Annotated in this window: 21 protein-coding genes and 4 tRNA genes; 20 read left to right on the forward strand and 5 right to left on the reverse strand. The window is 72.7% G+C overall.

What is annotated here, in order from left to right; translation table 11 throughout:
- Positions 1-3: 3 nt before the first annotated feature.
- Positions 4-1,077, forward strand: coding sequence for a polyprenyl synthetase family protein (locus ACI783_RS07845; protein ID WP_457139914.1), 1,074 nt, complete (start codon positions 4-6; stop codon positions 1,075-1,077).
- Positions 1,078-1,091: 14 nt separating this feature from the next.
- Positions 1,092-2,258: a PQQ-dependent sugar dehydrogenase gene (locus tag ACI783_RS07850; RefSeq protein ID WP_457139915.1), complete on the forward strand. Its 1,167-nt coding sequence runs from the start codon at positions 1,092-1,094 to the stop codon at positions 2,256-2,258.
- Here ACI783_RS07850 and ACI783_RS07855 read toward each other — a convergent pair.
- From ACI783_RS07855 to ACI783_RS07865, 3 genes are all read right to left on the reverse strand, one after another.
- Entirely contained in the window at positions 2,242-3,579 is a 1,338-nt protein-coding gene (locus ACI783_RS07855) for a cytochrome P450 (RefSeq protein ID WP_457139916.1), read from the reverse strand. The genes ACI783_RS07850 and ACI783_RS07855 overlap by 17 nt on opposite strands.
- 92 nt (positions 3,580-3,671) lie before the next feature.
- Positions 3,672-4,793: a 2-oxoacid:ferredoxin oxidoreductase subunit beta gene (locus ACI783_RS07860; protein ID WP_457139917.1), complete on the reverse strand. Its 1,122-nt coding sequence runs from the start codon at positions 4,791-4,793 to the stop codon at positions 3,672-3,674.
- Complete coding sequence (locus ACI783_RS07865; RefSeq protein ID WP_457139918.1) at positions 4,790-6,721, reverse strand: 2-oxoacid:acceptor oxidoreductase subunit alpha; 1,932 nt, start codon at positions 6,719-6,721, stop codon at positions 4,790-4,792. Before ACI783_RS07865 ends, ACI783_RS07860 begins: the two co-directional genes overlap by 4 nt.
- A 244-nt stretch (positions 6,722-6,965) precedes the next feature.
- Between ACI783_RS07865 and htpX the strand changes: the two genes are divergently transcribed.
- Complete coding sequence (gene htpX / locus ACI783_RS07870; protein WP_457139919.1) at positions 6,966-7,841, forward strand: zinc metalloprotease HtpX; 876 nt, start codon at positions 6,966-6,968, stop codon at positions 7,839-7,841.
- A gap of 115 nt (positions 7,842-7,956) precedes the next feature.
- On the opposite strand, the gene ACI783_RS07875 is transcribed toward htpX, so the two are convergent.
- Positions 7,957-8,448, reverse strand: coding sequence for a YajQ family cyclic di-GMP-binding protein (locus tag ACI783_RS07875; RefSeq protein WP_457139920.1), 492 nt, complete (start codon positions 8,446-8,448; stop codon positions 7,957-7,959).
- Positions 8,449-8,538: 90 nt separating this feature from the next.
- Between ACI783_RS07875 and ACI783_RS07880 the strand changes: the two genes are divergently transcribed.
- Positions 8,539-8,620: transfer RNA gene (locus tag ACI783_RS07880), tRNA-Tyr, on the forward strand.
- Between the two features lie 75 nt (positions 8,621-8,695).
- On the opposite strand, the gene ACI783_RS07885 is transcribed toward ACI783_RS07880, so the two are convergent.
- Entirely contained in the window at positions 8,696-9,148 is a 453-nt protein-coding gene (locus ACI783_RS07885) for a pilus assembly protein TadG-related protein (protein ID WP_457139921.1), read from the reverse strand.
- Between the two features lie 164 nt (positions 9,149-9,312).
- Here ACI783_RS07885 and ACI783_RS07890 point away from each other — a divergent pair, with 164 nt between their 5' ends.
- From ACI783_RS07890 to rpoB, 16 genes are all read left to right on the forward strand, one after another.
- Positions 9,313-9,594, forward strand: a complete 282-nt coding sequence (locus ACI783_RS07890) for a hypothetical protein (protein ID WP_457139922.1) — start codon at positions 9,313-9,315, stop codon at positions 9,592-9,594.
- The gene (locus ACI783_RS07895; protein WP_457139923.1) at positions 9,591-11,675 is read left to right on the forward strand and encodes a hypothetical protein; all 2,085 of its coding nucleotides are present in this window, start codon (positions 9,591-9,593) and stop codon (positions 11,673-11,675) included. Before ACI783_RS07890 ends, ACI783_RS07895 begins: the two co-directional genes overlap by 4 nt.
- A gap of 438 nt (positions 11,676-12,113) precedes the next feature.
- Positions 12,114-14,630, forward strand: a complete 2,517-nt coding sequence (locus ACI783_RS07900; RefSeq protein ID WP_457139924.1) for a putative bifunctional diguanylate cyclase/phosphodiesterase — start codon at positions 12,114-12,116, stop codon at positions 14,628-14,630.
- Between the two features lie 99 nt (positions 14,631-14,729).
- Positions 14,730-14,802: transfer RNA gene (locus ACI783_RS07905), tRNA-Thr, on the forward strand.
- Between the two features lie 57 nt (positions 14,803-14,859).
- Positions 14,860-14,933: transfer RNA gene (locus tag ACI783_RS07910), tRNA-Met, on the forward strand.
- A gap of 96 nt (positions 14,934-15,029) precedes the next feature.
- A complete protein-coding gene (gene rpmG / locus ACI783_RS07915) occupies positions 15,030-15,194 on the forward strand; it encodes a 50S ribosomal protein L33 (protein ID WP_110553396.1) in 165 nt (54 codons plus the stop codon).
- A 33-nt stretch (positions 15,195-15,227) separates the two neighbouring features.
- Complete coding sequence (locus ACI783_RS07920; protein WP_457139925.1) at positions 15,228-15,674, forward strand: FAS1-like dehydratase domain-containing protein; 447 nt, start codon at positions 15,228-15,230, stop codon at positions 15,672-15,674.
- A complete protein-coding gene (locus tag ACI783_RS07925; RefSeq protein ID WP_457139926.1) occupies positions 15,671-16,096 on the forward strand; it encodes a MaoC/PaaZ C-terminal domain-containing protein in 426 nt (141 codons plus the stop codon). The genes ACI783_RS07920 and ACI783_RS07925 overlap by 4 nt, the downstream gene beginning before the upstream one ends.
- A 414-nt stretch (positions 16,097-16,510) precedes the next feature.
- A tRNA-Trp gene (locus ACI783_RS07930) sits at positions 16,511-16,586 on the forward strand.
- Between the two features lie 58 nt (positions 16,587-16,644).
- The gene (gene secE, locus ACI783_RS07935; RefSeq protein ID WP_457139927.1) at positions 16,645-17,115 is read left to right on the forward strand and encodes a preprotein translocase subunit SecE; all 471 of its coding nucleotides are present in this window, start codon (positions 16,645-16,647) and stop codon (positions 17,113-17,115) included.
- A 41-nt stretch (positions 17,116-17,156) separates the two neighbouring features.
- Entirely contained in the window at positions 17,157-18,059 is a 903-nt protein-coding gene (nusG, locus tag ACI783_RS07940) for a transcription termination/antitermination protein NusG (RefSeq protein ID WP_457139928.1), read from the forward strand.
- A 99-nt stretch (positions 18,060-18,158) separates the two neighbouring features.
- Positions 18,159-18,587 (forward strand): 50S ribosomal protein L11, encoded by a 429-nt coding sequence (gene rplK / locus ACI783_RS07945; RefSeq protein WP_153359795.1) that lies wholly within the window; start codon positions 18,159-18,161, stop codon positions 18,585-18,587.
- Positions 18,588-18,721: 134 nt separating this feature from the next.
- Positions 18,722-19,441: a 50S ribosomal protein L1 gene (rplA, locus tag ACI783_RS07950; protein ID WP_457078592.1), complete on the forward strand. Its 720-nt coding sequence runs from the start codon at positions 18,722-18,724 to the stop codon at positions 19,439-19,441.
- A 433-nt stretch (positions 19,442-19,874) separates the two neighbouring features.
- Positions 19,875-20,477, forward strand: a complete 603-nt coding sequence (gene rplJ / locus ACI783_RS07955; RefSeq protein ID WP_457078590.1) for a 50S ribosomal protein L10 — start codon at positions 19,875-19,877, stop codon at positions 20,475-20,477.
- 17 nt (positions 20,478-20,494) lie between these two features.
- Positions 20,495-20,884 (forward strand): 50S ribosomal protein L7/L12, encoded by a 390-nt coding sequence (gene rplL / locus ACI783_RS07960; protein WP_457078588.1) that lies wholly within the window; start codon positions 20,495-20,497, stop codon positions 20,882-20,884.
- A 547-nt stretch (positions 20,885-21,431) separates the two neighbouring features.
- A complete protein-coding gene (rpoB, locus tag ACI783_RS07965) occupies positions 21,432-24,941 on the forward strand; it encodes a DNA-directed RNA polymerase subunit beta (protein WP_457139929.1) in 3,510 nt (1,169 codons plus the stop codon).
- The last annotated feature ends 127 nt before the right edge of the window (positions 24,942-25,068 follow it).

The raw sequence follows: 25,068 nt of genomic DNA on the forward strand, positions 1-25,068 counted from the left end.
TTGATGACCGGAGCCGGCACCACCAGCCCGCGGGGCGGGGGGCACGACACCCGGGGGGAGACCGCCCGGCACCGGCCCGCCGGCCCCGCCTCGACGATCGGCCCCTGGCTGCCCGAGGGCGAGCTCGGCGCCGCGCTGGCCGCCGGGCTGGTCCGGGTGGAGGACGCGCTGGCCACCGCGGTGGCCAGCGAGAACGCCTTCGTCAACGAGGCCGCCGGCCACCTGATGGCCGCCGGGGGCAAGCGGTTCCGGCCGATGCTCGCGCTGCTGGCCGCCCAGCTCGGCGACCCGGAGGCGCCGGGGGTGGTCGAGGCCGCGGTCGTCTGCGAGCTGACCCACCTGGCCACGCTGTACCACGACGACGTGATGGACGAGGCGTCCGTGCGCCGCGGCGCTCCCAGCGCCAACAGCCGCTGGGGCAACAGCGTCGCCATCCTCACCGGCGACTTCCTCTTCGCCCGCGCCTCCGACCTCCTGGCCGACCTCGGCCCCGAAGCCGTCCGCGTGCAGGCGCAGACGTTCGAGCGTCTGGTCACCGGCCAGCTGCGCGAGACGGTCGGTGCCCAGCCGGGACAGGACCCGGTCGCCCACTACCTGGCGGTGCTGGCCGACAAGACCGGCTCGCTGGTCGCGACCTCCGCGCGCTTCGGCGCCTCCTTCGCCGGGGCCGACGCCGAGCTGGTCAGCGCGCTCACCGCGTTCGGCGAGGAGGTCGGCGTCGCCTTCCAGCTCTCCGACGACCTGCTGGACATCGTCAGCACCGACGGCGCGTCCGGGAAGTCGCCCGGCACCGACCTGCGCGAGGGCGTCGCCACCCTGCCGGTGCTCTTCGCCCTCGCCGGCGACGACCCGGCCGAGGCCCGGCTGCGCGAGCTGGTCGCCGGCCCGATCGTCGACGACGCGGCGCACGCCGAGGCGCTGGCCCTGCTCCGCGGTTCGGCGTCGCTGGCCCGCGCCACCGCCGTCACCGAGGAGTACGCCGACCGGGCCCGCGCCCGGCTGGCCGGCGTGCCCGACGGCGAGGTGCGCGAGGCGCTGTCCGCGCTGTGCACCTACGTGGTGACGCGCACGTCCTGAGGCACCCTGGAGGGGTGACCGCTGCCCGCCGGACCGTCCCCGGCCTGCTCGCCGTCCTGCTGCTCGCCGGGTGCGGCGAGGACCCCGCGGCAGACTCCGCCGCGCCCACGACCACGCCCGCCGGCGTCCCGGAGCTGCAGGTCGAGGTGGTGGCCGACGGCCTGGACCACCCCTGGGACGTCGACCAGGCTCCCGACGGCACCCTGCTGCTCGACGAGCGCGCGGGCGGCCTGACCGCCGTCCTCCCCGACGGCACCGTCCGGCCGCTGGACGCCGACTTCAGCGATCTGTTCGCCCAGGGGGAGACCGGGCTGATGGGGCTCACCCTGGACCCCGCCTTCGCCGAGAACCGCCGGTTCTACACCTGCCAGGGCGTGCAGGAGGCGGGTGACGCGGAGATCCAGGTGATCGCCTGGACGGTGGACGCGGACTGGACCTCCGCCACCCGGGCCGACGACCCGTTGCTCGGCGGCATCCCGGTCAACGAGTCCTCCGGCCGGCACGGCGGCTGCCGGGTCGAGTTCGGGCCCAGCGGTGCGCTGTACGTCGGCACCGGCGACAACGCGGTCGGGACCAACCCGCAGGACCTCGGGTCGCTCGCCGGCAAGGTCCTCCGGATCGACCCCGGCACCGGCGAGGCGCTCCCGGACAACCCGTTCACCGACGACGCCGCCGCGGACGACCGGATCTGGACGTACGGGCACCGGAACGTGCAGGGCCTGGCGGTGCACCCGGACTCCGGGCTCGTGTTCTCGGTGGAGCACGGGCCGGATCGGGACGACGAGGTGAACCTGCTCCGGCCGGGAGCCGACTACGGCTGGGACCCGGTCGGACCGGGCGGGTACGACGAGAGCGTGCCGATGACCGCCCCCGGTGCCGTGCCCGCCGTGTGGTCCTCCGGCGAGCCGACCATCGCACCGTCGGGGGCGACGTTCCTCAGCGGCGAGGACTGGGCCGGTTACGACGGGGTGCTGATGGTCGGCGTGCAGAAGGACACCGGTGTCCTCGCGCTGCGGATCAGCCCCGACGGCGAGCTGCGGGAGCAGTTCCGGGTGCCCGAGCTGGAGGGCACCCACGGCCGGATCCGCACCCCGGTGATGGGTGCCGACGGGGCGCTCTACGTCACCACCGACAACGGCGACGGGGCGGACGAGCTGCTGCGGGTCACTCCCCGGCGCTGACCGGGAGACTCAGCGGGCCACGCAGCGCCGTGGCGACCCGTGGCACCGAACGGCCCGCGGCGCGCAGCCGGGGTGCCCGCTCCGCCAGCAGCTGGAGCGCTACCTCGCCCTCCAGGCGGGCCAGCGGCGCCCCGAGGCAGTGGTGGACGCCGCTGGAGAAGGCCAGGTGTGCGGGGGGCTGGTGCGAGCCGGTCTGCGCTCGGTGCAGGTCGAAGCGGTCCGGGTCGGGGTGCGCTGCCGGGTCGCGGCGGGCAGCCGCGAGCAGCACGAGCACCCCGCTGTTCTCGCGCAGCAGCACGCCGTCCACCTCGGCGTCCTCGTGCGCCACGCGGGCGGTCAGCTGCACCGGCGGGTCGAACCGCAGGGTCTCCTCGACGGCCGCCGCCGCCAGTGACGGGTCGTCGGTCAGGTCGGCCCACTGCCCCGGCTCGGCGAGCAGGGCACGCACCGCGTTGCCGATCAGGTTCGTCGTGGTCTCGAAGCCGGCGACCACCAGCAGCTGGGCGAGGGCCAGCACCTCGTCGACGGTCGCCCTGCCGTCGTCGACGGCCGAGGCCAGCGCGGACACCACGTCGTCGCCGGGTGCCCGGCGACGCTGCTCGAGCAGTTCGCCGAACAGTTCCCGGAGGTCGGCGGTGGTGTCGGCCAGCTGCCGGGCGTGCGCCGGGGACCGGAGCCCGTCCAGCGCGCTGCCCAGCACCCGGCCCCACCGGGCGAAGCGGTCCCGGTCGACCGCCGGTACGGCCAGCAGCGCCGCGATCACCGTGATGGGCAGCGGGGAGGCCAGGTCGCGCACCAGGTCGAACCGGCCGTCCCGGCGGTCGCGGGCCAGGGCGTCGTCCAGCAGCCCGCCGGCGACGTCCTCGGCGACGGCGCGGTACTGCGCCAGCCGGCGCGGCGAGAAGGCCGGCTGCGCGAGCCGGCGGAGGCGGGTGTGATCAGGTGGGTCGAGGGTCAGCAGGGAGAGGTCCACCGGCTCGAACATGGCGGCCGCGGTGCTCCCGGCCCCGCCCTCCTCCATCCGGCGTCGCCCGTCCGCGAGCCGGACGCCGAACCGCGGGTCCCGGAGGACGGCCGCGCAGCTGGCGTGGGTGGCCACGGCGGTGATCCCGGTGCGACTGGGCACCGGTCCGCCGCCCGCCCGGGTCTGCGCCGCGCGCAGCTCCCGGTAGACCGGATAGGGGTCCAGCCGCCAGGGGCGGTGCAGCAGTCGGGCCACCCGGTCGCCACCGACCGCCAGTGCCAGCCCGCCGGTGCGCAGCGCGCCGATGCGCAGGCCGAGCCCGGCGTCGGTCCGCAGCCGGGCGAGGCGGTCGTCCACCGCTCACCCCCTGATGCGAACCACTACCGCACATTGAACGCCAGTGGCCCAGAACCCGGGGGATTCTGGGCCACTGACGTTCAGTGCTGGGGTCAGGCGCTGACGGTCCAGCTGTCGCCGCCGGCCAGCAGCGCGTCGAGGTCGGCCGGCTGCTGCGCGGCGGCGTCCTCGAGCTGGTCGGCCATCATCCGCTCGTACGAGGGCTTGGCCACCGACCGGAAGACCCCCATCGGCGTGTAGCGCAGGTCCTGGCTGGAGAGCCGGGACAGTGCGAACGCGTAGGCCGGGTCCTCCCGGTGCGCGTCGTGCACCACGATCTCCGACGGGTCGACCTGGTTGGTCTCGGCGATCCGGAGGCCGCCGAAGTCGTCGCGGACCACGCACGAGGCGCCGCCCGGGCCGAACACCAGCGGCTCGCCGTGCACCAGCGGGATCGTCCACATCGGGCCCGTCGTCGGGTCCTTGAGCAGCTCGAACGCGCCGTCGTTGAAGATGTTGCAGTTCTGGTAGATCTCCACCAGCGACGTGCCCTGGTGCTCGGCGGCCTGCCGGAGCACGTCGGTCAGCCCCTTGCGGTCGGAGTCCATCGCCCGCCCGACGAAGGTGGCGTCGGCGCCGAGCGCCAGCGACACCGGGTTGAACGGGTGGTCCAGCGAGCCCATCGGCGTGGACTTGGTGACCTTGCCGATCTCGCTGGTGGGCGAGTACTGGCCCTTGGTGAGCCCGTAGATCCGGTTGTTGAACAGCAGGATCGTCATGTTCACGTTGCGGCGCAGCGCGTGGATCAGGTGGTTGCCACCGATCGAGAGGGCGTCGCCGTCACCGGTGACGACCCACACCGACAGGTCCGGGCGGGAGGCTGCCAGGCCGGTCGCGATCGCCGGGGCGCGGCCGTGGATCGAGTGCATCCCGTAGGTGTTCATGTAGTACGGGAACCGCGAGGAGCACCCGATGCCGGACACGATGACCATGTCCTCGCGGGCGATGCCCAGGCTCGGCAGGAAGCTCTGGACGGCGTTGAGGATGACGTAGTCACCGCAGCCGGGGCACCAGCGGACCTCCTGGTCGGTCTTGAGGTCCTTGGCCTTGAGCGTGGCGTTCTTCTCACCGGCCAGCTCGACCGACCGGTCGATCGCGTCGGCGATGGGGCCGGGGGCCGGCATCCCCAGGTCGTGCACGTGGGCGTTGCGCTGGTCCGGGTGGAGGGCAGTCACGAGGTGGCTCCGTTCCCGGCCGCGACGGCGGCCGGAGTGCTGGTGCTGTCGATGACGTCCTGCAGGACCCCGGCGAGCTCGGCGGCCCGGAAGGGCAGCCCGCGCACCTGGGTGTGGCTGACGACGTCGATGAGGTACTTCGCCCGCAGCACCATCGCCAGCTGCCCGAGGTTCATCTCCGGGCAGATCACCCGGTCGTACCGGGCGAGGATCTCGCCGAGGTCGGCCGGGAGCGGGTTCAGGTGGCGCAGGTGGACCTGGGCGATCGGCCGGCCCGACGCGCGGATCTGCCGGCAGGCCGCCCCGATCGGCCCGTACGTGGAACCCCAACCGATGACCGCGACCCGCGCATTCCCGTCCGGGTCGTCGACCTCGGTGGCCGGGATCGACGCGGCGATGCCGTCGATCTTGGCCTGCCGGGTGCGGGTCATGAAGTCGTGGTTGGCCGGGTCGTAGGAGATGTTGCCGGTCTTGTCGGCCTTCTCCAGCCCGCCGATCCGGTGCTGCAGGCCGGCGGTGCCGGGCACCGCCCAGGCGCGGGCCAGGGTCTCCGGGTCGCGCAGGTAGGGCAGGAACTCACCCTCGGTGCCGTCCTCCGCGCTGCCGTTGGGCGCGGTGGCGAAGTCCACCCGCAGGTCGGGCAGCTCCGTGACCTCCGGGATCGACCACGGCTCGGCCCCGTTGGCCAGGTAGCCGTCGGAGAGCAGCATCACCGGGGTGCGGTAGGTCAGCGCGATCCGCACCGCCTCGAGGGTGGCGTCGAAGCAGTCGCCGGGGGAGCGCGGGGCGATCACCGGGACCGGGGCCTCGCCGTTGCGGCCGTAGAGGGCCTGCAGCAGGTCGGACTGCTCGGTCTTGGTGGGCAGCCCGGTGGACGGGCCACCGCGCTGGACGTCGACGATCAGCAGCGGCAGCTCGGTCATCACCGCCAGCCCGATCGTCTCGGCCTTGAGCGCGACACCGGGCCCGGACGTCGTCGTCACGCCCAGCGCGCCACCGAACGACGCCCCCAGGGCGGCGCCGATGCCGGCGATCTCGTCCTCGGCCTGGAACGTGCGCACGCCGAAGGACTTGTGCTTGGACACCTCGTGCAGGATGTCGCTGGCCGGGGTGATCGGGTAGGCGCCGAGGAACACCGGCAGGCCCGAGCGGTGCCCGGCGGCGATGATCCCGTAGGCCAGCGCCTGGTTGCCGGAGATGTGCCGGTACTTCCCCGGCGCCATCTTGGCCGGCTTCACCTGGTACGAGACGGCGAAGGCCTCGGTGGTGTCGCCGTAGTTGTAGCCGGCGCGGAAGGCGGCGATGTTCGCCGCGGCGATCTGCGGCTTGCGGCGGAACTGGCGCTCCAGGAAGCGGACCGTGCCCTCGGTGGGGCGGTGGTACATCCAGCTGAGCAGACCGAGCGTGAACATGTTCTTGCTCCGCTCGGCCTCCTTCTTGCCGAGGCCGGAGTCCTTGAGCGCCTCGAGGGTGAGGCTGGTCAGCGGCACGCTCACCAGCTGCCAGCTCTCCAGCGAGCCGTCCTCCAGCGGGTTGGCGGCGTAGCCGACCTTGGCCAGGTTGCGGGCGGTGAACTCGTCGGAGTCGGCGATGATCAGCCCGCCGCCCGGGAGGTCGGGGAGGTTGGCCTTCAGCGCGGCCGGGTTCATCACGACCAGCACGTCGGGGGCGTCCCCGGGGGTCATGATGTCGTGGTCGGCGAAGTGCAGCTGGAAGGAGCTGACCCCCGGCAGGGTGCCCGTTGGCGCCCGGATCTCGGCGGGGAAGTTCGGCAGGGTCGACAGGTCGTTGCCGAAGGAGGCCGTCTCGCTGGTGAAACGGCCGCCGGTCAGCTGCATGCCGTCGCCGGAGTCGCCGGCCAGACGGATGACGACGCGGTCGAGCTCGACGACGCTCTTCACCAGGCCGCCGGGGGCGGAGCTGGGCACGGTCGGGTCCACGGCGGGGTGCATGCCGGGGGCAACGTCGTCCGTGGCCGAGCTGATTCCTGGAGTGGTGGTTCCGGGAGTGGTGCCAGTCATCTGTGAGGTACCTCCGGCTGGCCAGGTTACGTGCGGGTTGCGGGCGCCGGACCGGTCGCGCGTGAACGTGAGGCACCGCACAACGCCTCGCCTGTCGGCACCGCAGCTCCCCAGGTCACCGGGGAACGGGTGCGGGGCCGCCTCCGTTCTGATGGGCGTGCAACGGTGGAGCAACGGTCTGAAGACGGCGGTCCTGCTCGGCCTGATGGCCGGGGCGATCCTGCTGGTCGGCAGCTTCTTCGGCCGGGGCGGGCTGTTCGTCGCCCTCGTGGTCGCGCTCGGCGTCAACGGCTACGCCTACTTCAACTCCGACAAGCTCGCGCTGCGGGCGATGCGTGCGTTCCCGGTGACCGAGACGCAGGCGCCGCAGCTGTACGCCATCGTGCGGGAGCTGGCCACCGAGGCGCGCCAGCCGATGCCCCGGCTGTACGTCAGCCCCACCGACCAGCCGAACGCGTTCGCCACCGGGCGCAACCCGCGCAACGCCGCGGTCTGCTGCACCCAGGGCATCCTCGAGCTGCTGGACCGCCGCGAACTGCGCGGGGTGCTGGCCCATGAGCTCTCGCACGTCTACAACCGCGACATCCTGATCAGCTCGGTCGCCGGCGCCATGGCCACGGTGATCACCTACCTGGCGCACATGGCGATGTTCGCCTCGCTGTTCGGTGGCCGCTCCGACGACCGGGGCGGCGGGGGCGCGCTGGGGAGCCTGCTGCTGGTGTTCCTCGGCCCGATCGCCGCCGGCCTGGTGCAGATGGCGGTCAGCCGCAGCCGGGAGTACCAGGCGGACGCGTCCGGCTCCGAGCTCTCGCAGGACCCGCTGGCGTTGGCCAGTGCGCTGCGCAAGCTGGAGCGGGGGGTGGCTGCGCGGCCGCTGCCGCAGGACGACCAGCTGGTCACCCAGAGCCACCTGATGATCGCCAACCCGTTCCGCGGGTCGGGGATGGCCTCGATGTTCGCCACCCACCCGCCGATGCCGCAGCGGATCGCCCGGCTGGAGGAGATGGCCCGCCAGCTCGGCCAGTAGAAGGACCCCCGTCCCCCTCACCGCTCGCAAGCTCGCGGCGAGCCTCTGGACGGGGGCCGTTCCATCACCTCACCCGGGGCCGTTCCATCACCTCACCAGGGGCCGTGGCCCTGGCTCACCGGTAGTTGTCGAACTGCAGGGCGACGTCGAGGTCCTTGCCCTTCAGCAGCTGCTGCACCGCCTGCAGGTCGTCGCGCTTCTTGCCGCTCACCCGGAGCTGGTCGCCCTGGATCTGCGCCTGCACGCCCTTGGGGCCCTCGTCGCGGATGATCTTCGCGATCTGCTTGGCCTTGTCCGAGGCGATGCCCTGCTGGATCGTCGCCGAGATCTTGTAGCTCTTGCCGGAGGCCTGCGGCTCCCCGGCGTCCAGCGCCTTCATCGAGATCCCCCGCTTGACCAGCTTCTCCTTGAAGACCTCCAGCGCGGCCGCCACCCGCTCCTCGGTGTCGGCGGTCAGCGTGACGCCGTCCTCGCCGGCCCAGGCGATCGAGGCGTTGACGCCCCGGAAGTCGAACCGCTGGGAGAGCTCCTTGCCGGCCTGGTTCAGGGCGTTGTCGACCTCCTGCCGGTCGACCTTGCTCACCACGTCGAAGGACGCATCGGCCATCTCGGTTCCTCCTCTGCCGCGGTCGGCCACCGACCGGTACCCCGGCGGGCGGTCGACCCTCGTCTTGTACTCTCTTCTCCGTACCACCACGGCGGGTTGCCCGAGTGGCCAATGGGAGCGGACTGTAAATCCGTCGGCTTAGCCTACGAAGGTTCGAATCCTTCACCCGCCACACCTGGTACGAACGGCCCCCGACCACCGGTCGGGGGCCGTTCCGTCTCCCCGGACGTGTCTCAGCGTGCGGGCCTCACGGTGCCGTGGGGGCCCGGGCGCTGGCCACTGCGGTGCGCTCCAGTGGCTCCCCGGCCAGGAACAGCCACCCGAAGGCGATCTCGACGACCCGCGTGCAGCGCACCGTCACCTCGGCTCCGTCGGTGACCGCCGACCACGCGTCCAGCCGCACCCCGGCGTCGGCGAGCTGGTCGGCGACCGCCGCCTCGGCCCCCAGGCGGGTCAGCGGCAGGTCCGGGCCCACGCCCTGGCGGTAGACGGCCGCCTCGTCGGCCTGGTTGGCCGCCGCGAGCGCGGCGCCGTCGCACACCGACTGCACCTCCTGCTGCTCGAGGAAGGCGTCCGAGGCGGCGACGGCGCCGAGCACCATCAGCGCCGCGACCAGCCAGCACACCAGGACGAAGGGCAGCGTCGACCCGGCCTCCGGGTCGGGCCGCGTCTGGTCGACGCCGGGCAGGCGGGCTGGCACGCGGGCAGCGTAGGTGCCGCGCGGCCCTGGTGTGCACCGTTGTCCCCCGGTTGTGGACGACGCCTGTGGACGGTGTGGACGACGAGCGCGCGGTCCCCGCCCCGTCCGCCGGGGCCTGTGGACGACGCCCGGGCGGGGTGGGCGGTCGCCCGCAGACTGCCCGCATGGCGATCGAGGTGGTCCCCGCCCGGCTGTACGACCTGGCGCGGGTGCTGGAGGCGGCGGGCGGGCAGGTCGGCCGCTCGGGGCAGGCGGTGCCCGCCGCTGTGATCGGTGGGGCGGTGGGCCCAGCGGTGAGCGCGTACACCGAGACGCTCCGCACGGCGGCCGGGTGCCTGGCGGCCGAGCTGTCCTGGCTCGGTGGCGCCGTGGCCGCCGCGGCGGACTCCTGGCTCGGGCTGGACGGCTCGGTCCTGCCGGTGCGCGGGGAGGGCACGCCCCGGTGACCGCCGGACTGCCGAGGCCGGTGGACCTCCCCGACCCCCCGGGGTCGGCGACGGTGCTCGGTGCGGCCCTGGACGACCTGGGGTCGGCTGCCTTCACCGCCGGCCTGGCCGTCCACCTGCTCGGACCCGCCACGGTGCTGACCGGCTGGCAGGGCGCCGATGCGCGCGTCGCGGCTGGTGAGGTGGCAGCCGCCCTGGGGGTCGCCGACGAACTGCACCAGTGCCTGACCGTGGCACTGCGCCGACTGGGCGAGCACCACGACCTGTGGCTGGGCGCTCTCGCCCGGCTGGCGGGGCTGCGTGCGGACCAGGCCGCGGACTTCGCCCAGGCCCGCGCCGAGTTCGGGCGGTTGCTCGGCGCCGCCCACGGGGGCGACGGCACGGCCGAGCCGCAGGCCCAGGCGCTGGTGGACCGCCTCGTGGCCGCGGAGGAGGTCCGGAGCGCCGAGCACGCCGGCCTCTTGGCCGACCTGGACGGGGACGCGGCCGAGGTCACCGCGCTGCTGGCCGCCGCGAGCCAGGGACTGGGCGGCAGCGGGGGCACCGGGGCGGCCACCGGCGTCACCGTGCACCTGGCCGGGCTCCTGCCGGGGTGGGGTCGCGGGGCGCTGACCACGATGGGCGTCACTGCGGCGACCGAGCTCACCGGCGCGGGCACCGCTGCCGACGTCCGTGACGCCACCGTCCGCTGGGCCGATGCCGTGGTGGTGCCCGCGGTGGCCGAGGCGTTCCTCACCGCCCTGGGCGCGGAGGGGCTCGCCTTCCTGCTCGCGCTGCTCCACCAGCAGGCCGGCACGGGGGAGGAGGAGCCGCTCGCCGGGTTGCTGGCCACCGCGCTCACCGTGGGCGGGGCCGGCGCTCAGCCCGTTCCCCGGGTGCGCGAGGTGCTCGCCGCGGCCGCGCTGCCGGTGCACGACCGCGATGCACGGCACGACGAGACCGCCGTCGGCATGGGGGCGGTGCTCGCCGCGTCCGGCGCCGGGCCGGCACTGGCGGCCGCGTGGGGCCGGCGGCTGCTCGAGCGCGAGGCGGCGCAGGGGGAGCGCGCCGTCGACCGGGTCAGCGGCGGGCGGCCCGACCCGGTGGCGGCGGCGCTGGCGGCCGTGGTCCGGGCCGGGGACCCGGCGGCGGCGGGCCGGTTGCTCCACGACTCGTCCGCGTGGGACGTCCTGCTGCGCCGGGGCTGGGACGACGACGGGCGGGCCGCCGTGGCGCTGGTCGACCTGGCGGCTGGCTCGGCCGACGCCGACCAGGTGGCCCGCAGCGCGATGCAGACGCTCGGGGCAGGCCTCGACCCGGCCGGTGGCGGAGCCGGGGAGCCGGACGCCGCGGAGCCGGTCGACCTCGGGGCGCTGGGCCAGCTGGCCGGCAGGATCGGGAGCCTGCTGGCCGGGCAGCCGGAGCTGCTCGGCCGCGAGCTCGCCGCCGCGGGCACCGGAACGGAGCTCTCCGCGGCGCAGGTGACCGGCCTGCGCGGGCTCGGGCTGCTGCTCACCGAGCCGGCGGCCGAGCAGCGGGTGACCAGCAGCCTGGTCGGCGGGCTGGCACTCGGTGGGGAGCACCGCGCCGAGACGGCCGGCGCCCTGGTGGCGGTGCAGGAGTACGGGCACCGCGCCCGGTACGCGCTGCGCTTCGCGCAGGTCCTCGTCGACACCCGCTCCCGGGAGGGCATCTACGGGCTGGTCACCGCCCCGGTGGACCTGGTCCGCGGGGGGAGGGGCGCCCCCGGACTCGGGGTGCTCGTCGACGCCGGCGCCGTGCTGTTGCGGTCGGACGGGCGGATCCGGATCGAGCCCGACGACGGACCGGTCCGCACGGCCGAGGACGCCGGACAGCTGGCGGCCGTCGTCGTCACCGGGGCGGCCGGGGTGCGACCGTCCGGGGTGGGGACACCCCGGGGCCGCGCTGCCGTCGACGCCGGGGGCGCGGCGTTCGCCCGCACCTCGCGGGTCCTGACGCTGCCCACGTTGCCGGACCGGTACACCGGGAGCACGACGGGAGCGCTGGTCCACGACGTGGTGGAGGGGCTGACCTCCGACGCCCTCGGGCCTCCGTCGAAGCCGGAACGCCGCCGGCGGTGAGGTTCCCTCGATCGATGACGTCACACCGGTTCATCAGTGACTCTGTGTGACGACACTGCGAAAAGTTCCGACACGGTGGTGGATGGACTTGCTCGATCGAGTGACCTTCTGCAATGTGATCACTGCGGTGTGTTGCCGGACGACGCTCTGCCCCCGCGTGGGCCGCTGCCGCTCAGCGAGAACTGACAGAGCAGACCGTCATGCCCCGAGGAGACATCATGTCCACCGCCACGAGCTCGTCCGTCGTCCGCACCGCCACCGCCGACCGCGGTTGGCGCTGGCTGTGAGCTGAGGCGGACACCCGATGGGGCCGGGCGCGAGACGCCCCGCCCCATCGGGTGAGCTGCCTTCGTCCGCAGTCCGTGCGCTGTTACCTTCGGCGGGCCCGACCCTCCTCCGACAGGCAGGCTGACGTTGGCCGACCATCCGGCCCCTGACGTGCGGGGGCGTTCCCCGCTGAGCCGTCCCTGGACCCTCGCCGTCCTGGCCGGTGCCGTCGCGGTCGGCAGCGCGTCGGCGACCATCCCGGGTGAGCCGACCAACCCGCCGGTCATCCTGGTCCTCGTCCTGTTCGGCGCCCTGCTGATCGCCGAGTCGGTCCAGCTCGGCATCGAGTTCCGGCGGCAGACCATCTCCCTCGCGCCGACCGAGATCGCCCTGGTCGTGGGCCTGGTCGAGGTCGGCGGGGCGTGGACCGCCGTGGCCCGGGTCGCCGCCCTGGTCGTCGTGCTCGGGGTCAGGCGCACCCCAGCCGCGAAGGTCGCCTTCAACGCCGCGCTGGCGGTGATCGAGCTGTCCGCCGCGCTGGCGGTGCTCCACGTCCTGCCGCCGGGTGACCTGGGGAACCCCCTCACCTGGCTGTCGCTGATGCTGGCCGTGCTGGCTGCGCACGTGGTGGGCATGGCAGGGGTCGGCCTGGCCATCACCCTGACGGAAGGTCTCCCGGGCTGGCCCTTCTGGGCCGCCGCACTCCCCAACGCGCTGTTCGGTCCGCTGTGCGTCGTCGTGGCGGTGATCGCGCTGATGCTGGTGGAGGAGACCCCCTGGGCCTGGGCGCTGATCGTGCCGATGCTGCTCGGTGCGCTCGTCATCTTCCGGCAGTCGGCCCGGGCGGCCCGGGAGCGACGGACGGTGCAGCGGGTCTACGACTTCGCCCGCCGCGTCGAGCTGGTCACCCCGGACGAAGCGGGCACCCGGGAGATCGTCCGCGCGGTCCGCGAACTGCTCAACGCCGAGCGCGTGGCGCTGTGGCTGCCGCCGTACCTGGACGAGGGGCCGCAGCTGATCGTCGACACCGCCGGCGGCGAGGTCGCCTGGTACGACGGACCGGGCGACCCCGACGACCTGCTGCACCGGAGGGCGGTCGCACCCGGGGCGGAGGGCTCGCTGCTGGTCGCCTCGGCCCGCGCGGACGCCGACGAGCTGGCCGCCCTGTCCCGGCGGGGCGCCCACGAGGTGTTGGGCGCGCCGGTCGCCACGGCCGCCGGGGAACCGGGATACCTCGAGGTCTGCGACCGGCGCAGCGACGCCGAGGCCTTCGCCCCGGGCGACCGGTCCGCCCTGGAGTCGATGCTGACCCACGTCAACGCGGCGATCCGGCAGCAGCAGCTCCTCGGTCAGATCCGGCACGACGCCGACCACGACCGGCTCACCGGCCTGCCCAACCGGCAGCGGCTGGCCGCGGAGATCGACGCGCTGCTGCAGGCCGAGCCCGAGACCGCCCGCGTCGGGCTGGTGCTGGCTGCGCTGGACGGATACACCAACGTCACCGACACCCTGGGGCACGCAGCCAGCGACGAGCTGCTGATGGTGACCGCGGGGCTGCTGCGCGAGCACGCTCCGCCGCAGGCCGTGCTGGCCCGCATGGAGGGCGGCCAGTTCGCCGTCCTGCTGCCGGGGCTGTCGCTGGCGGCCACCGAGCGGGCCGCCCGACGGCTGCGGGAGGCCGCCTCCACCCGCGCCCGGGTCGCCGGGCTCGACCTGGAGGTCTCGCTGACCATCGGCGTGGCCGCCGCCCCGGTGCACGGCTCGGACGCCGGCGCGCTGATCCAGCGGGCCGACGTCGCGCTGCTGGCCGCGCACGGGTCCAGTGGGGTCGCCACGTACCACCCGGTGCTGGACCAGCAGAGCCTGCGCCGGCTCCAGCTGGGCACGGAGCTGGAGGCGGCGATCGCCGAGGGGCAGATCACGGTGGTGTTCCAGCCGATCGTGGAGACCCGCACCTCCGACATCGTCTCGGTCGAGACGCTGGTCCGCTGGGCTCACCCCCGGTACGGCGACGTGCCCCCGGACGACTTCATCGCCCTGGCCGAGCAGATCGGCCGCATCGGGTCGCTCACCGACCACGTGCTGGACCGGGCGCTCGACCGCTGCCGGCGCTGGCTGGACCAGGACATCGCGTTGTCGGTGGCGGTCAACCTCTCCGCCCACTGCCTCGCCGAGCCCGACCTGGTCGACCGGGTGCGCCGCGCGCTGCGGCACCACGGGGTCCCCGGGGAGCTGCTCACCCTCGAGCTCACCGAGGGCAGCGTCGTCGACGACACCGTGCGCAACAGCACCGTCCTGGCCGACCTGCACGCCCTGGGGCTGCGGCTGTCGATGGACGACTTCGGCACCGGCTACTCCTCGCTGTCCCAGCTGCGCGCGCTGCCCATCGACGAGCTGAAGATCGACAAGAGCTTCGTGCTGGGCATGTCGACCAGTCAGAACGAGTCCTTCATCGCCCGTTCGATCGTCGAGCTGGCGCACAACCTCGGTCTCCGGGTGGTCGCCGAGGGCGTGGAGGACGAGGTGACCCGCGACCTGCTGGCCCAGATGGGCTGCGACAAGGTGCAGGGCTTCCTGGTCAGCCGGCCGCTGCCGGAGGACCGGCTGGAGGGCTGGCTGCTGGCCCGCACCGGGGTGCGCACCGCCGCGCCGGGTGGCACCCACCGCCGGTTGTTCGTCCGGACCTGAACGAGGACCTCCCTGCCCCCACCGCTCGCCGGCCCGCGGCGGGCCCCTGCAGGGGGCCCGAAGGCATCATGTAGAGTTCTCCACGGCTCTTCGGAGCAGGCCCCTTTAGCTCAGTCGGCAGAGCGTCTCCATGGTAAGGAGAAGGTCTACGGTTCGATTCCGTAAAGGGGCTCGTACGATCGAGTACCGACCACCGGTCCAGTCGCGAGACCGGGCCGCACGGTCACCCGGCGGTGTAGCTCAGCCTGGTAGAGCAAGCGGCTCATAATCGCTGTGTCACCGGTTCAAGTCCGGTCACCGCTACTCCAGACGGACCCCGTTCTCGGGGTCCGTCGTCGTGTCCGGCACCTGTCGGGCGCGGGCTCCACCCACTGACCAGAACAAGGCGAGGACACACTCATGGCCGCCACAGACGTCCGTCCGAAGATCACCCTGGCGTGCCAGGAGTGCAAGAACCGCAACTACATCACTCGCAAGAACCGGCGGAACGACCCCGACCGGATCGAGCTGAAGAAGTACTGCCCGACCGACCGCAAGCACACGCTGCACCGCGAGACCCGCTGATCCCAGCGGACGTCGAGGCGAGAGGGCGGGAGCATGGCGCTGGACCCAGGACTGGTCGGGCGCAGCTACCCGCCCTCTGCCGTCTACGAGGTCGGGCGGGAGAAGATCGCCGAGTTCGCCACCGCGCTCGGTGACCCCGACCCGGTCTACCGCGATCCGGCCGCGGCGCAGGCGCTCGGCCACCCCGACGTCATCGCGCCGCCCACCTTCGCGATCGTGCTGAGCCTCGGAGCCGGCAACGTCGTCGTCGAGGACCCGGACGTGGGCATCGACTACGGCCGCGTGGTGCACGGCGAGCAGCGCTTCACCCACCACCGCCCCGTCCGGGCCGGCGACCGGCTGGTGGCCACCGCCACCATCGACGCGGTCCGGTCCGTGGCCGGGAACGACATGCTGACCACCCGGGTCGACCTCGCCACCGAGGGCGGCGAGCCGGTCTGCACCACCCGCTCGATGCTCGTCGCCCGGGGCACCGCGTGACCCGGCTGCGCGCCGCGGACGTCGCCGTCGGCACCGAGATCCCGGAGCAGACCTCGCGGGTCACCCGCGCGGACCTGGTCCGCTACGCAGGCGCCTCGGGCGACTTTAACGTCATCCACTGGAGCGATCGCGTGGCCGGCGAGGTCGGCCTGCCGGGCGTCATCGCCCACGGCATGCTCACCGCTGGTCTGGCGGCCCGGGCGGTCACCGCGTGGGCGGGCGACCCGGGTGCGGTCGTCGACTACCACGTCCGGTTCAGCCGGCCGGTCGTCGTCCCCGACGACGACGCCGGCGCAGAGGTCACCGTCCGCGGCCGGGTCGCCGCGCTGCTGGACGACGGTCGGGTCCGCGTCGACCTGACCGTGACCAGCGGTGGCGAGAAGGTGCTCTCCCTGGCCCGCGCCGTGGTCGCGCTCGCCTGAGACCCGGCTCGGGGACGGCCGTGCGGCCCCGACCGCTGCAGCCCCGTTCCTCGTGGCGGTGGCCTGGCCGGCCGCGGTCCGGATGGCGCGGAGGTCGTGTGGTCCACCCCGACCTCCGCGCCGCCCCCGCGGCCCGTGGTGGCGGTGGCGCCCCTCGGGAACCCGCCGGGTGAGCGGCCCGGTGCCCCCGCCGGAGGGGGTCCTGCCCGGCCGTGTTGGCCAGCGCTCCCACCGGTCCCGTACACTCGACGACCTGGGGCCAGCTTGACCCCGCCACCGGCGTGCCCCGGGACCCTCTGGGGCCCGGCAGCGCTGCGGCGCGGACCGGTCCCGGGCGGGTGTTCCTGAGGGTGTTCCAGGTGTCCTGCGCGAGCAACGCTCGTGGAGGGCCGGGGGGTGGCCCGTGGGGCTCCTAGGGGTGTAGCTCAATTGGCAGAGCAGCGGTCTCCAAAACCGCAGGCTGCAGGTTCAAGTCCTGTCACCCCTGCCACCGACCGACGACCGGCGCCGAGCCGGCGCAGGTGATCCATCGAGCAGAGCGAGGCGTTGTGAGCGAGAAGGACGGCGAGCCGAACGGCGAGCGGCCTGACGCCGAGCAGTTCGACCACGAGGCGCCGGGCGTCGACGACGCTGCCGAGCTCGAGGCGGCCGAGGCGGAGCTCGCCGACGAGGCGGAGACCGACGAGGACAAGGTCGTCGCCACCCCCACCCGCCGGCAGCGCGACACCGGCCGAGCGAGCAGCCGCCCGGCCGGCCGGCCGGCCGAGGGGCGCACCGGGGAGGGCACCCGTTCGCGGGCGGCCGCCGAGCGGGCGCGCGCCGAGGAGCTGCGGGACAAGCGCAGCATCGGCCGGTTCCTCCGTGAGGTCGTCGCCGAGCTGCGCAAGGTCATCTGGCCGGGCCGCAAGGAGCTGATCACCTACACGACAGTGGTGATCATCTTCGTCGCGGTGATGGTCGCGCTCGTCGCCGGCATGGACATCGTCTTCGCCCAGGGCGTGCTCGCCGTCTTCGGCTGAGCGCCCCGCGAGCTGCACCGAACCCAGGAGGAAGAGACCACGTGACAGACCCCCGCGAGCCCTTCGAGACCGACAACGCCGTCGAGGGCACCGACCTCGACGACGCACGGTTCGACGTGCGCGGCGCCGCCGACCTCGAGACCGGGGCCGACGAGCCCGGCGCAGCCGAGGGGTCCAGCGACACCACCGACCAGGACACCGCGACCGGCGTCTCCGACGTCGTCCCCGAGGTGGAGTCAGGCGAGCCGGACACCCTGGCCGGTGACCCGCAGCCCGCGCCGGCGCCTGACCACGACCCGGCGGTCGAGGAGGCCCTCCAGACGGCCGAGGAGGCCGACGAGGACCCCCGGGAGGCGCTGCGCTCGAGGCTGCGCACCCAGTTCGGCGACTGGTACGTCATCCACTCGTACGCCGGCTACGAGAACAAGGTGAAGACCAACCTGGAGTCCCGCATCACGTCGCTGGACATGGAGGACTACATCTTCCAGATCGAGGTGCCCACCGAGGAGGTCACCGAGATCAAGAACGGCAAGCGGACCCAGGTCAACCGCAAGAAGCTGCCCGGGTACCTGCTGGTCCGGATGGACCTCAACGACGAGTCCTGGGGTGCGGTCCGCAACACCCCCGGGGTCACCGGGTTCGTGGGCGCGACCTCCAAGCCCTCACCGCTGAGCATCGACGAGGTCGTCAACCTGCTGGTCGCCGACACCCCGGTCAAGCCCACGGCGGCGGCGACCGAGACCAGCACGCCCGCTGCCGGCCCGGTTCCCACGGTGGAGTTCGAGGTCGGCGAGTCGGTCACCGTCATGGACGGCCCGTTCGCCACGCTGCCGGCCACGATCAACGAGATCAACGCCGAGCAGCAGAAGCTGCAGGTCCTCGTCTCCATCTTCGGCCGCGAGACACCGGTCGAGCTGTCGTTCACCCAGGTCGCCAAGTTGTGAGAAGGACCCCGCTGCTCCCCACCGCTCGCAAGCTCGCGGCGGGCCCCTGCAGCGGGGCCGTCGAACTGAACTAGTCAACGCACACAGAAGAAGGAAGTCATGCCCCCCAGGAAGCGGTTGACCGCGGTCATCAAGCTCCAGATCAACGCCGGCGCGGCCACCCCCGCTCCGCCCGTGGGCCCGGCCCTCGGTCAGCACGGCGTCAACATCATGGAGTTCTGCAAGGCGTACAACGCCGCGACCGAGTCGCAGCGCGGCAACGTCATCCCGGTCGAGATCTCGGTCTTCGAGGACCGGTCGTTCACCTTCGTCACCAAGACCCCGCCGGCCGCGCGCATGCTGCTCAAGGCCGCTGGTGTCGAGAAGGGCTCGGGCGAGCCGCACAAGACCAAGGTCGCCACCGTCACCCGCGACCAGGTCCGCGAGATCGCGCAGACCAAGATGGCGGACCTGAACGCCAACGACCTCGACCACGCCGAGAAGATCATCGCCGGCACCGCCCGGTCGATGGGCATCACGGTCCAGTGAGGTCGCGCCGCTGACCCAGCGGCGCCGCACCACCCGCCGTCCGGGCGACCGGAGGGTGTCAGCACATGTGGGAGGGCCTGCGCCAGGCCCGCGCACCACGCGACCGGGGCACCGCCCCGAAGGAAGGAACCACCATGGCGAAGCACGGCAAGAACTACCGCAAGGCCGCCGAGCTGGTCGACGCGGACGGGCTGTACAGCCCGCTGCAGGCCGCCGGCCTGGCCAAGCAGACGTCGACCACCAAGTACGACGCGACCGTCGAGGTCGCGATCCGGCTCGGCGTCGACCCGCGCAAGGCCGACCAGATGGTCCGCGGCACGGTCAACCTGCCCCACGGCACCGGCAAGACCGCCCGGGTCATCGTCTTCGCGACCGGCGACAAGGCCGCCGAGGCCGAGGCCGCCGGCGCCGACGTGGTCGGCTCCGACGACCTGATCGAGCGGATCCAGGGCGGCTTCCTCGACTTCGACGCCGCGATCGCGACCCCCGACCAGATGGCCAAGGTCGGTCGCATCGCCCGCATCCTCGGCCCCCGTGGCCTGATGCCGAACCCGAAGACCGGCACCGTGACCCCCGACGTCACCAAGGCCGTCAACGACATCAAGGGCGGGAAGATCAACTTCCGCGTCGACAAGCAGGCCAACCTGCACCTGGTGATCGGCAAGGCGTCCTTCGACGAGACCAAGCTGGTGGAGAACTACGCCGCCGCCCTCGACGAGGTGCTCCGCGCCAAGCCGTCCGCGGCCAAGGGGCGCTACCTCAAGAAGGTCACCATCTCCACGACCATGGGCCCGGGCATCCCGGTCGACCCGAACCGCACCCGCAACCTGACGGTCGACGAGGCCAACGCCTGATGAAGGACCCCCTGCCCCCCGCCGCTCGCTAGCTCGCGGCGGGCCCTGCAGGGGGCCAGACGGACGGCGTCACCTCTCGCGGGGTGGCGCCGTCCGTCGTTCCCGGCCCGTTCGACCCCGCCGGTCCAGGTCCCTGGCGGCGGGCCGTGACGACGGCGGTTGGCGTCGAGGGCGTGCCATGACGTACAGTTGCCGCTGTTCCCCCCATGACCGCTTGGTCGTCGCACGTCCGCGTGCGATCGAAGGTCCGGATCACCGGACGGCCCGCGCAGGTGGACGGTTCGACGAACGCGTCGGAGCCCGGGTCGGCTGACCCGGAGCCACCGGCCTTTCTCGCCCCGTGCGCCCTGCGCCGGGGCGTTCCTCGTCTCCGGGCCCCGATCGTGCACGTGCGCGCACCGGCCGGTGGTCGCCCGACAGCGAGAGGAGGCCCATGCCCACGCAGGCCAAGGACGCCGCGATCCAGGAGATCACCGAGCGTTTTCAGGCATCCAGCGCGGCCGTGCTCACCGAGTACCGCGGGCTGACCGTGGCGCAGCTGACCGAGCTGCGTCGTTCCCTCGGTGCGGGCAGCAGCTATGCCGTCGTCAAGAACACCCTGACGAAGCGGGCGGCGGACTCGGTCGGTTTCTCCGACCTGGGCCCGCTGCTGAACGGCCCCACCGCGATCGCCTTCATCGAGGGCGATCCGGTGGAGGCCGCCAAGGCCATCCGCGACTTCGCGCGGGCCAACCCGTCGCTCGTCGTCAAGGGTGGCGTGGTCGACGGCCGCACGGTCGACGCCTCCGAGGTCACCCGCCTCGCCGACGTCGAGCCGCGCGAGGTCCTGCTGGCCAAGCTGGCCGGTGCGATGAAGGGCAACCTGACCAAGGCCGCCGGGCTGTTCCAGGCCCCGCTGTCCCAGGTCGCCCGTCTGGCGGCCGCGCTGCAGGAGAAGAAGCCCGCTGAGGGCGCTCCTGCCGCGGACGCAGCTGCTGCTGACACCACCCCCGAGACCACCGACGCTGCCGCGGACACCGCGGCCAGCGACGCCTGACCCACCAAGGAGACACCATGGCCAAGCTTTCCACTGACGAGCTGCTCGACGCCTTCAAGGAGATGACCCTCCTGGAGCTGTCGGACTTCGTGAAGCAGTTCGAGGAGACCTTCGAGGTCACCGCCGCTGCCCCCGTCGCCGTCGCGGCCGCCCCGGCCGCCGGTGGTGGCGGTGGCGAGGCCGCCGCCGTCGAGCAGGACGAGTTCGACGTCATCCTCGAGGCCGCCGGTGACAAGAAGATCCAGGTCATCAAGGAGGTGCGCGGCCTGACCTCGCTCGGCCTCAAGGAGGCCAAGGACCTGGTCGACAACGCGCCGAAGCCGATCCTGGAGAAGGTCGCCAAGGACGCCGCGGAGAAGGCCAAGGCCGCCCTCGAGGGCGCCGGCGCCACCGTCACCGTCAAGTGACCCCCTGCCCGGCGTCCTCGGACGCCGGGTACGTCACGGTGACGTGACCCCCCTGCCCGGCGGAAGCCGGGCGTGCACGACCCGACAGGGGCCGTCCTCCGCACGGAGGGCGGCCCCTGCGGCGTACCCGGGCGCACCGTCCGGTTCTCGGCGTGCCTGCCCGCACCGAGCCGGGGCGCTGGCATCATCGACGCCCGGCAGCCCCGTCGGCCCGCGCGGTCGGCGTCCCCCGACGCACGGCGTCCCGGCACGACGACGGGGACCGCGACGGCGCCGGGTACACCGATGGGTGTGTCCCGCGCCGCACCAGCGGCCCGACGTGGACACCGGCGCGTAGCAGGGGTAGGGTCTCCTGTTGCGCTGCCCTCTGACTGCCAGCCCGCCGAAACGGGTCACGAGGGGTGCCCGGGGAACGGCTCCGGGCGACCCCGTGTTGACCGTACCGACGGGGCCCGGCATCCGCGGTCAGCCTCGCCGACAACGACGACGACCCAGGACGAACTGCACCCACCGCCCGCACGTCGTGAGGTCCTCGAAAGGACGCATCTTGGCAGGCTCTCGCCCCACCAGCATCACCCCCGGCACCACCGAGTCCCCCAGCAGCACCCCGGCCGCGGTCGAGCTGCAGGCCGGTCCCCGCACCGGCGGCACCGACCACCAGAAGATCCCCGGCGCGCCGCTCCGCGTCTCGTTCGCCAAGATCCACGAGCCGCTCGAGGTCCCCGACCTGCTCGGCCTGCAGACCGCCTCGTTCGAGTGGCTGGTCGGCAGCCCCGTCTGGCGCGCCACCCTCCCCCCCGAGGAGCAGGCCGGCGCCGTCGGCGGTCTGGCCGAGATCCTCGAGGAGATCTCGCCGATCGAGGACTTCAGCGGCTCGATGTCGCTGTCCTTCTCCAACCCGCGCTTCGAGGACGTCAAGGCGTCGCTCGAGGAGTGCAAGGACAAGGACATGACCTACGCGGCGCCGCTGTTCGTCACCGCCGAGTTCATGAACAACACCACCGGTGAGATCAAGAGCCAGACGGTGTTCATGGGCGACTTCCCGATCATGACGAACAAGGGCACCTTCGTCATCAACGGGACCGAGCGCGTGGTCGTCTCGCAGCTGGTCCGCAGCCCCGGCGTCTACTTCGACAAGGCGCTGGACAAGACCTCGGACAAGGACGTCTTCAGCGCCAAGGTCATCCCCAGCCGCGGTGCGTGGCTGGAGTTCGACGTCGACAAGCGCGATACCGTCGGCGTCCGGATCGACCGCAAGCGCCGCCAGCCGGTCAGCGTGCTGCTCAAGGCGCTGGGCTGGACCGAGGACCGCATCCGCGAGCACTTCCAGTGGTCGCCCACCATGCTGGCCACCCTGGAGAAGGACCACATCGCCGGCCAGGACGAGGCGCTGCTCGACATCTACCGCAAGCTGCGCCCGGGCGAGCCGCCGACGCGTGAGTCCGCGCAGGCGCTGCTGGAGAACCTGTTCTTCAACCCGAAGCGCTACGACCTGGCCAAGGTCGGCCGGTACAAGGTCAACAAGAAGCTCGGCGTCGACGCCCCCACCTCGACGACCACGCTGACCGAGGACGACATCGTCGCCACCATCGAGTACGTGGTGCGCCTGCACGCGGGCGAGCCCGACCACGGCGTCGACGACATCGACCACTTCGGCAACCGCCGGCTGCGCACCGTGGGCGAGCTGATCCAGAACCAGATCCGGGTGGGGCTGTCCCGCATGGAGCGCGTCGTCCGCGAGCGGATGACGACCCAGGACGTCGAGGCGATCACGCCGCAGACCCTGATCAACATCCGGCCGGTCGTCGCCTCCATCAAGGAGTTCTTCGGCACCAGCCAGCTGTCGCAGTTCATGGACCAGACCAACCCGCTCGCGGGCCTGACCCACAAGCGCCGCCTGTCGGCGCTGGGCCCGGGTGGTCTGTCCCGTGAGCGCGCGGGCATGGAGGTGCGCGACGTGCACCCCAGCCACTACGGCCGGATGTGCCCGATCGAGACGCCGGAAGGCCCGAACATCGGCCTGATCGGCTCGCTGTCCTCCTTCGGCCGGGTGAACCCCTTCGGCTTCATCGAGACGCCGTACCGCAAGGTGGAGAACGGCCAGGTCACCGACCAGATCGACTACCTGACCGCCGACGAGGAGGACCGCTTCGTCGTCGCGCAGGCCAACTCCCCGCTGGACGCGAGCGGCCGCCTGGCCGAGGAGCGGGTCCTGGTCCGCACCAAGGGCGGTGAGGTCGACTACCTGGCGCCGGAGAATGTCGACTACATGGACGTCTCGCCGCGGCAGATGACCTCGGTCGCGACGGCGATGATCCCGTTCCTCGAGCACGACGACGCGAACCGGGCCCTGATGGGCGCGAACATGCAGCGTCAGGCCGTCCCGCTGCTGCGCAGCGAGGCGCCGCTGGTCGGCACCGGCATGGAGCTGCGTGCCGCGGTGGACGCCGGCGACGTCGTGGTGGCCGAGAAGGCCGGTGTGGTCGAGGACTCCACCGCCGACTACGTCACCGTGATGGCCGACGACGGCACCCGGCAGACCTACCGGCTGCTGAAGTTCCGCCGCTCGAACCAGGGCACCTCGATCAACCAGAGCCCGGTGGTCGAGGAGGGCCAGCGGGTCGAGGTCGGTCAGGTCATCGCCGACGGCCCCTGCACCGACGAGGGCGAGATGGCGCTGGGCAAGAACCTGCTCGTCGCCTTCATGCCGTGGGAGGGCCACAACTACGAGGACGCGATCATCCTGTCGCAGCGCCTCGTGCAGGACGACGTCCTGTCCTCGATCCACATCGAGGAGTTCGAGGTCGACGCCCGCGACACCAAGCTCGGTGCCGAGGAGATCACCCGGGACATCCCGAACGTCTCCGAGGAGGTCCTCGCCGACCTCGACGAGCGCGGCATCATCCGCATCGGTGCCGAGGTCGTCCCCGGCGACATCCTCGTCGGCAAGGTCACGCCCAAGGGCGAGACGGAGCTGACCCCCGAGGAGCGGCTGCTGCGGGCGATCTTCGGTGAGAAGGCCCGCGAGGTCCGCGACACCAGCCTCAAGGTCAAGCACGGTGAGTCGGGCAAGGTCATCGGCGTCCGGGTCTTCTCCCGCGAGGACGGCGACGAGCTGCCCGCCGGCGTGAACGAGCTGATCCGGGTCTACGTGGCCCAGATGCGCAAGATCAGCGACGGTGACAAGCTGGCCGGCCGCCACGGCAACAAGGGCGTCATCTCCAAGATCCTCCCGCAGGAGGACATGCCGTTCCTCGAGGACGGGACCCCGGTCGACATCGTGCTCAACCCGCTGGGCGTGCCCGGCCGGATGAACGTCGGCCAGGTGCTGGAGACCCACCTCGGGTGGATCGCCAAGACCGGCTGGGAGGTCGAGGGCACCCCGGAGTGGGCGTCCCGGCTGCCTGCCGCCGCGCGCCAGGCCGCACCGGGTACCCGGACCGCGACTCCGGTGTTCGACGGCGCCAAGGAGGACGAGATCATCGGCCTGCTCGGCTCGACGATCCCGAACCGCGACGGCAACCGGATGGTCAAGGAGACCGGCAAGGCCCGGCTGTTCGACGGCCGTTCCGGCGAGCCGTTCCCCGAGCCCATCTCGGTCGGCTACGTCTACATCCTGAAGCTGCTGCACCTGGTCGACGACAAGATCCACGCCCGCTCGACCGGGCCGTACTCGATGATCACGCAGCAGCCGCTGGGTGGTAAGGCGCAGTTCGGTGGCCAGCGCTTCGGTGAGATGGAGTGCTGGGCGATGCAGGCCTACGGCGCCGCGTACGCGCTGCAGGAGCTGCTCACCATCAAGTCCGACGACATCCTCGGCCGGGTCAAGGTCTACGAGGCCATCGTCAAGGGCGAGAACATCCCGGAGCCGGGCATCCCCGAGTCGTTCAAGGTGCTGCTCAAGGAGCTCCAGTCGCTGTGCCTGAACGTGGAGGTCCTCTCCGGCGACGGCCAGGCGATCGAGCTGCGCGACACCGACGACGAGGTGTTCCGGGCCGCGGAGGAGCTGGGCATCGACCTCTCCCGCCGCGAGCCCTCCAGCGTCGAGGACGTGTGATCGGCGGGGGGGGGGGGGGGGGGGGGGGGGGGGGGGGGGGGGGGGGGGGGGGGGGGGCGCGCGCCCCCCGCCATAAAATAAAAAAAGATTACTTTGTTTTTTCATGATTATATATTATAATTAAATA

The sequence above is a fragment of the Modestobacter sp. SYSU DS0511 genome (genome assembly GCF_054050755.1).